Annotated in this window: 10 protein-coding genes and 1 pseudogene; 1 reads left to right on the top strand and 10 read right to left on the bottom strand. The window is 32.6% G+C overall.

Annotated elements, in window-relative coordinates:
- Positions 1-206: pseudogene (locus tag RT037_RS09395) on the bottom strand (transposase); the annotation flags it as partial.
- A 642-nt stretch (positions 207-848) separates the two neighbouring features.
- Here RT037_RS09395 and RT037_RS09390 point away from each other — a divergent pair.
- Positions 849-1,430, top strand: a complete 582-nt coding sequence (locus RT037_RS09390) for a hypothetical protein (protein ID WP_313030336.1) — start codon at positions 849-851, stop codon at positions 1,428-1,430.
- A gap of 885 nt (positions 1,431-2,315) precedes the next feature.
- Here RT037_RS09390 and lgt read toward each other — a convergent pair.
- The 9 genes from lgt to RT037_RS09345 form a co-directional block, all read right to left on the bottom strand.
- Positions 2,316-3,215, bottom strand: coding sequence for a prolipoprotein diacylglyceryl transferase (gene lgt, locus RT037_RS09385; protein ID WP_312323516.1), 900 nt, complete (start codon positions 3,213-3,215; stop codon positions 2,316-2,318).
- Positions 3,216-3,591: 376 nt separating this feature from the next.
- The gene (gene yidD, locus RT037_RS09380) at positions 3,592-3,831 is read right to left on the bottom strand and encodes a membrane protein insertion efficiency factor YidD (protein ID WP_079665553.1); all 240 of its coding nucleotides are present in this window, start codon (positions 3,829-3,831) and stop codon (positions 3,592-3,594) included.
- 64 nt (positions 3,832-3,895) lie between these two features.
- The gene (locus tag RT037_RS09375) at positions 3,896-4,507 is read right to left on the bottom strand and encodes an alpha-ketoglutarate-dependent dioxygenase AlkB family protein (protein WP_409456523.1); all 612 of its coding nucleotides are present in this window, start codon (positions 4,505-4,507) and stop codon (positions 3,896-3,898) included.
- A gap of 53 nt (positions 4,508-4,560) precedes the next feature.
- Positions 4,561-4,848 (bottom strand): hypothetical protein, encoded by a 288-nt coding sequence (locus RT037_RS09370; protein ID WP_312323512.1) that lies wholly within the window; start codon positions 4,846-4,848, stop codon positions 4,561-4,563.
- Between the two features lie 314 nt (positions 4,849-5,162).
- The gene (locus RT037_RS09365; protein ID WP_313030330.1) at positions 5,163-6,143 is read right to left on the bottom strand and encodes a chorismate-binding protein; all 981 of its coding nucleotides are present in this window, start codon (positions 6,141-6,143) and stop codon (positions 5,163-5,165) included.
- 2 nt (positions 6,144-6,145) lie between these two features.
- Complete coding sequence (locus RT037_RS09360) at positions 6,146-6,568, bottom strand: PaaI family thioesterase (RefSeq protein ID WP_079665557.1); 423 nt, start codon at positions 6,566-6,568, stop codon at positions 6,146-6,148.
- A gap of 15 nt (positions 6,569-6,583) precedes the next feature.
- Positions 6,584-7,150, bottom strand: coding sequence for a 1-acyl-sn-glycerol-3-phosphate acyltransferase (locus RT037_RS09355; RefSeq protein WP_312324174.1), 567 nt, complete (start codon positions 7,148-7,150; stop codon positions 6,584-6,586).
- A 320-nt stretch (positions 7,151-7,470) separates the two neighbouring features.
- Positions 7,471-9,225 (bottom strand): PspC domain-containing protein, encoded by a 1,755-nt coding sequence (locus RT037_RS09350; protein WP_312324173.1) that lies wholly within the window; start codon positions 9,223-9,225, stop codon positions 7,471-7,473.
- 10 nt (positions 9,226-9,235) lie between these two features.
- The gene (locus tag RT037_RS09345) at positions 9,236-9,565 is read right to left on the bottom strand and encodes a PadR family transcriptional regulator (protein ID WP_079665560.1); all 330 of its coding nucleotides are present in this window, start codon (positions 9,563-9,565) and stop codon (positions 9,236-9,238) included.
- Between the last annotated feature and the right edge of the window lie 688 nt (positions 9,566-10,253).

Below are 10,253 nucleotides of genomic sequence, written 5' to 3'. Positions count from 1 at the left end.
TCCGCTTGAGCCGGGCATTTTCTTCTTCCAGCTCTTTCACCCGTTTGAGTTCACTGGCTTCCATGCCATTGTACTTCTGGCGCCACTTATATAAAGTTGCTGTGCTGATGCCATTTTCCCTTGCCAATTCCTCGGCACTGCGGCCGCCGGCAAACTCCTTTAAAAACACCTGCAATCTTTGCAGGACTGAATGTGCTCTTTTTCATTGTCTTAATTACGATTTAAAGTTAATTATTTTATACTTTTAAACCGTACTGTTTTCGGGGGAGCTTACATACACAAGAAGTTATTGATTTCATTTGCGAGTTAGTAAAAATAGGTAAGAAAACTAAACAACAAATAATTACAGAATATAATATACCTAAAACAACCTTGTACAAATGGATCAGTAAACATCAAAAGTAAGTCAACTGCCTAATTATCATCGTATTTATAGTGATATGATTGCGATGAAATATCCTGATAAAGTAGAGGAATTTACAACAATATTATTTTCGAAAAAGAAAATATCTTATATGATGTTATTGCTATCAATAAGAAGTTGTTTGGTAATAATCTAGATATATCAAACCAGAAATTACGGTCTTATTCAAAAAAAGATATTTAAAAAATTCTTAACTTTCAGATTTCTAGGGAGCTTAATAACTCCGAAATCGCTAAATATTTCAAGATAAGACGAAATTCGATTGCAAAGTGGAAGAAAATATTTCAAAATAAATAATATTTAAAATATACCGAAAAGTAGGTATTGTTTTTAGTTTTAGTTACTATTATTTTTACAATACAAACATTAGATCAGAGCTAATTGATATAATTTTATTTATTTTTTTTAACCAAAAACACTTACCATGAATTCCGTACAACATTTGGAGTTGCAAGAGTCAAAATTGCAGCTTCAGCTTCAGCTAAAAATCCAAAATTTTATCGATGACTATATTATGGAGTTTATCCATGTTTTGGATTGTTTTAAAGAGCGCCAATTGCCATATCGGGTAATGTCTATAGATAAGATACCAAGTCAGTGGCGCTGGCCTCTTAGAGAATTTTTTATGTCATCTAGACTTAAGGATTATCAATTTTATCATGCCATTTTGATGGATAATAATCGGCTTATGGATATTTGTTTTAGTAAGTATCCTTCACTTAATCCTATTAAGTATATTCCAGATTTTCATGATTACATTCCCAAAGAAAAACGATGCAATCGTACAATTTTGGAACGATTGATTAGTCAAAAAGAACTTGAAAATCAGAAAATTTTTCTCTATTTTATCAAATATTCAATTTTGCTTGAGGCAAATTTATTTGATATTTTAAAGTTAGATTCTGAAGAAGTTTTTAATGTTATTGACGGTGATGTTTTAATTTTTCCAGAGCAACAAGAGTGGTTATTATCTTACTCATCAAATGAAGAATGGTACTTTGTGTAAGGCTACCATAGTTTTTTTAGGGTTAACAAAAGGCTGTTTTCGTAACAGCCTTTATTAATTTAGTTTAGAGAAATTTTACCAATAATTATATATCAAATTATTCAGAATTTCATAATTTTCGATTTGAATTTTATAGCGAATTTCATTATCGAGTTGTGACAACATTTCGATAGTATTTCGGTATTTTACTCTCGAGTTCCAAATATTGCTCTATGAAAAAGATTTAGAGTTAATTTTTATAAAAATCTTATTTAATTCAATTCTTTTTGTATTTTGAAAATACAACTCCACATTTGGAGTTTGTACTAATACTTTATAGTTATCAAAGACATGAAAATTAAACACAACAGTTTCGTTATTTCGAATTTTCTGATTGTAATTTTTAAACTGACATTTTACAATGTTTTGACAACGAAATCAAAAGAATCTAACTTGCCTCTAACCAAGCTTACAGCTATATTCTGAGAATCTTTAAAATTAATCGATAGATATTGTAAGATTTTCAAAAAGAAGTTATGCTCATGTAGTCAATAAATTTTTCATTCTTTTTGCCCCAAATAGTAGCGTCATAAATTTTCATTTGATCAGTAGTGAAAATGTAGATTTTAACTACTATGTAAATGGGAATTATTATTATGATAAACAGTAAATAGATTATACCAAGTGTTATAAATGGCAAAATGAGTCTGCCATAATATGTGCTAAAAGAGATAATAGCTGCACCAAAAATAATTAAAGAAAATATTTTCAGCAAAAATAAAAATTCGACTTCGGGTTTATCAAATTTTAACGTTATAAATCTTTTTGTTTTCAGCATAATAGAAAAATGTTTACTTTTTTCTTCAAACAAAAAAGAAGCTCATATAAAACGAACCTCTTTAATTTTTATTTCTCTAATTTCCAATTTTTTGAGTAAAGCATAATTACCAAACCGGCAATCATAAAAGGAATACTTAAAACTTGTCCCGTATTCAAACCAGCGAATTGGATAAACTCGTCGCCTTGTGGTTCTTTCAGGAATTCTACAAGGAATCTTATTGCCCAAAGGATGATGAAGAACAATCCGAAAAGCCAACCTTGTTGATATTTTTTATCTGTTTTTCTGTATAAAAACCAAAGCAGAACAAATAACAATACATAACCAACAGCTTCAAAAAGTTGTGTCGGATAACGAGGAATTGTCACACCATATTCTGAGCTTTGTTGCGGAAATAACAAAGCATAAGGTGATTTTGGATCAACAGGTTTTCCGATAATTTCAGAATTAAAAAAGTTACCCATTCTAACAAAAGCGCCACCAAGAGCAACTACAATTCCTAGTCTATCGTATACCCAAAACGGATTTTTCTTGATTACTTTAAAGCTATAATAAAGTGTTGTAAAGATTAGAGCGATGGTTGCGCCGTGACTTGCAAGCCCCGAAAATCCTGTGAAATGCAATCCTCCTTTTGTCGAAATCGGTAAGAAAACACTTAAGAAATCTTCTTTGAAAAGTTCGGGTTGATAAAAAATAACGTGCCCCAAACGCGCACCCAGAATGGTTCCAACCAAAGTCCAAGTGAATAATGGATCCAAAAACTTCTCGTCAACATTATCGATTTTGAAGATTTTTTTCATTAAAATATAACCGAATCCAAAAGCGAAAACGAACATCAAACTATAAAAATGTAGCGTACCAAAACCTAAATTAATTCCATTGGCTGGATCCCAAATTTTGAAATCTGTTTTTAAGGATACTGTATCATTAGATTTAATTATATCACTTTGATTAACTGCGTGATACATGTATTTTACATTTTGGATGTCATTAATATTAACAGCATTATCTATTAATTTGAAATCCTTAGTTAAAAATTGATAATTATGATTTTTATAATTAGCAAATGTAGAAAGTATAAATGCTTCGTAATCAGCATTTATCGGCTCTTTATTATCTTTATTAACAATAATTAAATAATTTTTCGCTGGTGTTTCGTTCGAGTAGGCACTGAAAGTATTACCATTAACGGTTGCAAAAATCTCAACCGGAACATTTTTCCCTTGGATGTCAAGTTGTGCAGACGTGGTTTTGATGTCAGAAGTTTGAGCTATTAATAATTGGAAAAAACCAATTACTAAAGTGAAGTACAAGCTAAATAATTTTTGTTGCATTTAGTATATTTTAATGTTCATGTTTTGGCGGTACAGGATCATAACCTTCGCCGCCCCAAGGATGGCAAGACAAGATTCGCTTTATCGATAACCAACTACCTTTGAAGATCCCGTGGACTTGCAAAGCTTCGACAGTATAGTGCGAACAAGTTGGCTCGTAACGACAATTTTTACCCAACCAAGGCGATATTGCAAGTTGATAAAACTTGATCAACGCTACCAACGGAAAAGTAATAATTTTGTTAAACATCCTTTTGTTAAAGCTACAAAAATAAAGGATTTTTATTTTAAAATAGATTTTTTGCTGTTAAAGATTAGCTAACATAACTTCTAAAAGTTAAGTTAACTCGTGGCGCAAATATTTTTTTGGTCGGTGGAAGACGATGTAGCCAATGTTGTTGCGTTTCGTCTTTCATAATGAGAAGACTTCCAGATTCTAAAGTTAAAGAAACAACCTCGCCAGAAGCCTTATGTTTAAAAGAAAATTTGCGTTCTGCTCCAAAACTTATCGATGCAATCGCGCCATTTTTTTTCAATTCTTTTTCAGAATCGCTGTGCCAAGCCATGCCTTCGTTGCCATCATGATAAAGATTCAGAAGACAAGAATTAAAATTTTCGGAGGTTAAATTTTCAATTTTCTTTTTAATGTCTAAAAGTTCTGGCGTCCAAGATTTAGCAATTTTTGTCCTTTTAGAATAGGTGTAAGCGTAGTCGTCATCACCGTACCAAGCTACTTTTCGTTTGGTTGTGATGAGTTTTCCGTATATTAAAGCCTCATCATTTTGCCAGTCGATATTATTAAATAAATTGGAATAATAAAATTCAGTTTCTTCGTTGCTAAACACTTTCCCATAATAAAGAACCGTTCCGTCAAAAGGCAGAAGATTTTTAGTGGAATCAAACTCTTCAGGGAATAATGACAACATGTTTTAGAATTTATTTTAAAAATGAAAAAAAGAAGAAATTTAGTTTTAAAAAATTAATGTTTCTCGTAATCTTCAATAACTTTTAGTGCGGTTTTTTCAGTTTGAATAATATCTTTAAGAATCATTTTCAAAGTTTCTTTTTTATCCTTATCTGTTGCATTGATATTGCTATAAACTAAACTCATCATAAGATCACTTTTGTTATTTAACGTTGATTTTATATCTTCAATTCTAGACAGAGCTGCGATTTTTTTATAGTCAACCAAATCTATTTTTGATTTGGAAACCGATTGCCAAGCATTGGTTTTAATCTGTGGAAGATAAAATCCGCCCGACTCCATAATAATGTTTAGAATATTGATATTCTTATTATTAACATTGGTGTCTAAAGATGCAAGTAGGACTTCTTGTTTAGGGATTATTGTCTTAATATCTTCTTTACTATCTTTTAATTCGCTGTTTACAGTGGTAAAAACTTGGTCAACATAGGCTTTATCTTTACGTTCAGAATTCCAATTTTCAATAAAAAGCGCAATTAAAATACCTGCAATAACAGGAATAATTTCTTTAATAAATTGAATGCTATATTTTTTTAAATTTTCCTACATTGGGTTAAGATTTAGCAAGATTTTAAGTCAAAATAAAAAATTAAAATTTAATCAAACACCAAATTATTTTGGATGGCTAAAGATTTTAATTCTGTTTCTGTCCATTCTTTTTTTGGATCACTTTTCTCTGTAATTCCGCCGCCAACGTACAAAATAGCATAACTTTTAAAAAATTCTGCGCATCTCAAATTCACGAAATAATAGATTTCTTCCTCGGTTTCAACTTTTATAAAACCAGAATAAAACTCACGACTGTTAAACTCGATTATTTTGATGCCTTGCATACAAACATCTTTCGGAAAACCGCAAACGGCAGGCGTTGGATGTAATTCCTTTATTAAATTTTCTAAATCTTGAGGATAAACTGTCGCTTTGAAATCCGTTCTCAAATGTTTGATATTCCCAGAAATATGATCCTGAACTTTGGAAACGCTGATGTCGACTGCAAAACGTTTTAACACCGAATGAACATAGTCTGTAACAGGTTTTTGCTCTTCAATTTCTTTGTCTGTCCAAGCTTCGTTGAGAGGAAGCGTTGCTGCAAGGCTCATGGTTTCGAATGCGTTAGTTTTTTTATTATATTTTCCTAAAACCTCCGAAAATCCACCCATCCAACATTGTCCATCTTTCTCAAAAAGATAACAAAAAGCCGTTGGATAATTATCGCAAAACTGCAGAAAACTCTTTCCTAAAGCCAGTTTTTTGTCGTGTGAAATATCCGTATACATCAATATTTTTCCGCGAGAGATCACTAACTTTTTTAGTTGATTGGCTTTGATGTAGTCAATCGCTTGTAGAACTTTGCGAGAGTAGGTATCTTCGGTATCTTTATAAAGTTCGATACGCTCTTTTTTTGACTTCGGGACATAATCTTCTTCAGCTATTTCTTCAGCAGAAATTTCGATAAGATTTCCTTTAAAATCAATTTCTTTTTTTCGGTCAAAACTTACAAAATTGACATTGACTTCCGATGCATCATCATCGGTTGTATAAAACTTTTCTCCCTCAGGAAATCGAAAGTACAACATAATTATTTGCGGATTACGATGTTAGTCATCGTGGTATGGTTAAGAAGTTCACCTTTTTCGTTACGGATTTCGATTTCGGAATAATGCAAAGTTGCACCCTTTCTGATGAATCTTGCAGTACCCGTTACGATGCCTTTTGTAGCACTTTTTAGGTGATTGCTGTTAATACTAGTTCCTACTGCATAATATTTGTCCAAATCTAAAGCTGTAACAGAAAGCGTCGAACCTAGACTTTCTGCTAATACACAACTTGCGCCGCCGTGCATAAGTCCCATCGGTTGATGTACCTTCCAAGTTACAGGCATTGTTGCAGTAAGACTGTCTTCGGTAATATCAATAAATTTAATGTCTAGAACTTCTAATATTGTATGTTTGCACCATTCGTTAAGGTGCTTCAGTTTTGCTTCTTTCGTCGCTTGATCCATTTTATAAAACTTAAATTAATAGATTTTAGGATTCCAATTTTCAGGAACTCGAGGTGTAACTTTTTTAAGGTAGTTTTGGATTTCTTCCATAACGTCTTCATAAGAACGTGACACCAAATCTTCATAGCTAATTTTGTAACCTAAATATAGAGTTTTGGTAGCAAAATCTCCTGTTGCCATCACTAAAGGCACTTGAGCTTCTAATGCCATGTGATAAAAACCTTTGCGCCATTTTTCAACACGAGATCTTGTGCCTTCTGGCGTAATCACCAAACTGAAACTCTCTTTTTTGAATTGGTCAGCTACAAACTGCACCAAATTATTTTTTTGTGATCTATCGATACCAATACCGCCAAGCCATTTTACAACGAAACCATACCAAGCTTTGGTATGCGCATCTTTAATGATAATTTTTAGAGGTTTTTGCAACTTCCAATATGCGAAGTTACCCAAGATAAACTCGATGTTATGAGTGTGAGGTGCCACAACCAAAACGCAACGGTCAAGATTGTCAACGTCGCCGTCTAATACAATCTTCCAACCCATTAGTTTTAGCATTAAGCTTCCTATTAGTTTTTTCATAAGTAATTATTTATGACAAAAAAAAGTATAACCAATATGGCTATACTTTACAAAGCTACATAAAAATTAGCGTTATATTTTGATAAAATATTTATTTTATTTCCGTATCTTCTTGATGAGAAGATTTACGGAATGACCTTCTGCTTCTAAGAATTTTAGAATAAGTTAGATACGAAATCTACAACTTTGATAGCGAATTCTATGACGATCTGGATCATGAGATTTGGTTTTTATAGTTAACAAAATTAGTGTTTATTTTTCATATTAATATTTCTTTTTAGTTAAAATATTTTAAAGTTATAACTAAAAAGTAGATTTCATTATTTAGTTGCTTTTATTGTCACTTCTTTTTTGCCATCTTTAATATTAATGTTAAGATCGTTAAGATCATTTTTGTCAATATTAAGTTTGTCTAAAACTGCGTCAGCACTGTCGATATGGTATCTTTTTCCGTTGATTCTTACATGGTCGTCATCATTAGAATTGTACTCGATCGTGCTACCATTAATTTTGATTTTATTCTTTTCAATACTGATTCCTGTATTGTTGCTATTTCCGTTAGAGTAGTTATCATAATCAAAATCTTGGCTGTCGCTGCTGTCTGGATTATTGTCGTCATCAATATCACCGCGGAAGCTAACGTCGTTACCATGCTCTTTGATGATTTTCATACTTTTAGGAACAACCAATTCATAATCCACTCTATAACTTCTGAATCTGTAATCATAAGGATAAGAGAAATAATTAGGTAACAAAACTCTATTGCCAACAACTTCTACAGGAACTGACATCCTAAGTGGCGTGTTATAACCTTCACCATCTTTTTTAATGATAAGATATGGTGTTGTTACATTGTCTTTTCTAATAATTTCAACGCTTGGATAATCTTGCTTGTAGATAACTTTTTTGTCAGAGTAGATTCTTCCCCAATAACCTTTGAATTGTTGTGGAATCGTTACATTCTTACTTCCTACAAAAAGACTGTCAGATTTTGAATTAATCGATACATTCTCAGTCTCTTCATTATGACCTTCAAATTGATTCTCTACAGAAATGGCACTGTATGCAAAAACTCCAACTACACCTAACCAAATAAGTCCTAAAATCGCCATGAAAGTACCAACATAATTGAATTTTGACTTTGGAGAGAAAATCTTAATCGCCAATAACAAAAAGCAAATACCACATATTAAAACTGGGATCCCAGCCAAAGCTAACATTAGGTAAGACATATTGTTTTCTTGTAGATAGAAAGACAAATTATCACCAACGTTAAAACTACCAGTATTAAAAGCTGCGAAAATCGCAAACAATCCAATGAAAGATCCAGCCGTACAAAGTATTGCGAAAACGCCTACAACATATTTAAGAACATTCCATATGCTGCTTCCAGCATTGTTGATGCTTTGCTTGTTGTTGTAGTAGATTTCGCCAACGCGTTGTGTTGACTCGTTTGCGAATTGTACAATTTTACCTGACTCTTCTTTTAAGTTGTCAAAATTAAGCGGTTTCCCTTTTAGCTTTAGATAATCTGAAGCCGATTCTGCTTTTGGAAGCACCATCCAAAGGATTCCGTATAATAATACAACCAATAGAGATGATCCTGGCGCTATCCAAAGTAGGATAAAAGTACCAACCCAGATTAGTCGCATCCATGTAACATCCAGTCCAAAATATTCTGCTAGACCAGCACAAACACCAGCTATTTTTTGTTGACCTGGATCACGGAAAAGTTGTCTTTGTCCGTTAACGTTTCTACTAAAGTTAGATCTCGTTTTTTGATTATTTTGTTTACTTTCAGAAAAGTAAGCTTCTTCTTGTTCGTCGATTTGTTCTGGTGTGCCGATTTGGGCAATCACTTTTTCAACATCGATATCGTTAATAACTTCTCTTTTGCCAAGGCTTTCTTTGAAAATTTCAACCATTCGGATCTCAATGTCGTGCATTACTTCGTCCGCTTCGGTTGCATCTAGAGAACTACGCAACGCATTAAGATAGTCGCTAAGTTTTATATAAGCATGCTCATCAATGATGAAGGAAAATCCTGCGAGTGCTATTGATAATGTCTTGTTCATAGTTTTAGTGTTATTGTGGTTTTGTAATTTGGTTAACCGACTCGGTCAGTTCGTTCCAAGTATTTTGTAATTCTTTCAAGAAAAGACTACCTTTTTCGGTAATTTGATAATACTTTCTTGGTGGTCCGCTTGTAGATTCTTCCCAACGATAGTTAAGGAATTCTCCATTTTTCAATCTGGTTAGTAACGGGTAGAGCGTGCCTTCTACCACATCCAGTTTTCCTTTTTTGAGTTCGTCGATCAGATCCGAGACATACATTTCTCGACTCTGAATAAGGCTCAAAATACAGAACTCCAGAATGCCTTTACGCATTTGCGCTTTTGTATTTTCTGTATTCATAGTGTTTTATGATTATTAATGATCGTTATTCTCGAAAAGCGACTTAGCTTTTCTACGCAGTTTAAGTAATATTACATAGCAAAGATATGTATTAAGTTTGGTATTATGCAATACAAAGTAGTAAAATATTTTTAGTATCGTATTTAACTCGTTGATATTCAGATATAAAATTTTTAGGAGCCGAGAACCTGCTTTCGCTACTCGCTGTTACAAAGCCAAGTTTCTGGCCATTTTTTTTGTAACGAGCTCACACATGCCGCTCAATCAGGGCTATTGGATTTGCGGTTTTTTTTGATTTACGATTGTTCTTATTTATCAAATATCCTAACTCAAATAAACTACGACTTTCTTATTAAAACATTCTTATTATCCATTCTTAACAAAACGAAAAATTTTTTAGAAGATTAGTTTACAAAATAATTGAAAGAAAAACTTAGCCAAAATCCATAATACGACTTACAATAAGCCTTTAAGGGGTTGAAACCCTGAAAGATTTTCTTGTCTAAATATTTTATGAATTATAAATTCATAATTCATAATTCATAATTCATAATTCATAATTCAATTACTAAAATTTTAAAAATTATCCGTAGTCCGCGTCCCAAATGGAACGGCATATTGGAGCTCGCACCACAGGCTCGGGCATTAACTTTGGCGCAGCGAAGCGACTAGTGACAGCTGGTTAAGA

The organism is Soonwooa sp. (assembly GCF_032062245.1).
Lineage (GTDB): Bacteria > Bacteroidota > Bacteroidia > Flavobacteriales > Weeksellaceae > Soonwooa.
This window is presented reverse-complemented; position numbering and strand designations above follow the sequence as displayed.

Bases quoted from the DNA above. Each gene is read 5' to 3' on its own strand.
- RT037_RS09390 (WP_313030336.1), top strand. From the start codon at position 849: ATGAATTCCGTACAACATTTGGAGTTGCAAGAGTCAAAATTGCAGCTT.
- lgt (WP_312323516.1), bottom strand. From the start codon at position 3,215: ATGTATCACGCAGTTAATCAAAGTGATATAATTAAATCTAATGATACA.
- yidD (WP_079665553.1), bottom strand. From the start codon at position 3,831: ATGTTTAACAAAATTATTACTTTTCCGTTGGTAGCGTTGATCAAGTTT.
- RT037_RS09375 (WP_409456523.1), bottom strand. From the start codon at position 4,507: ATGTTGTCATTATTCCCTGAAGAGTTTGATTCCACTAAAAATCTTCTG.
- RT037_RS09370 (WP_312323512.1), bottom strand. From the start codon at position 4,848: ATGGAGTCGGGCGGATTTTATCTTCCACAGATTAAAACCAATGCTTGG.
- RT037_RS09365 (WP_313030330.1), bottom strand. From the start codon at position 6,143: ATGTTGTACTTTCGATTTCCTGAGGGAGAAAAGTTTTATACAACCGAT.
- RT037_RS09360 (WP_079665557.1), bottom strand. From the start codon at position 6,568: ATGGATCAAGCGACGAAAGAAGCAAAACTGAAGCACCTTAACGAATGG.
- RT037_RS09355 (WP_312324174.1), bottom strand. From the start codon at position 7,150: ATGAAAAAACTAATAGGAAGCTTAATGCTAAAACTAATGGGTTGGAAG.
- RT037_RS09350 (WP_312324173.1), bottom strand. From the start codon at position 9,225: ATGAACAAGACATTATCAATAGCACTCGCAGGATTTTCCTTCATCATT.
- RT037_RS09345 (WP_079665560.1), bottom strand. From the start codon at position 9,565: ATGAATACAGAAAATACAAAAGCGCAAATGCGTAAAGGCATTCTGGAG.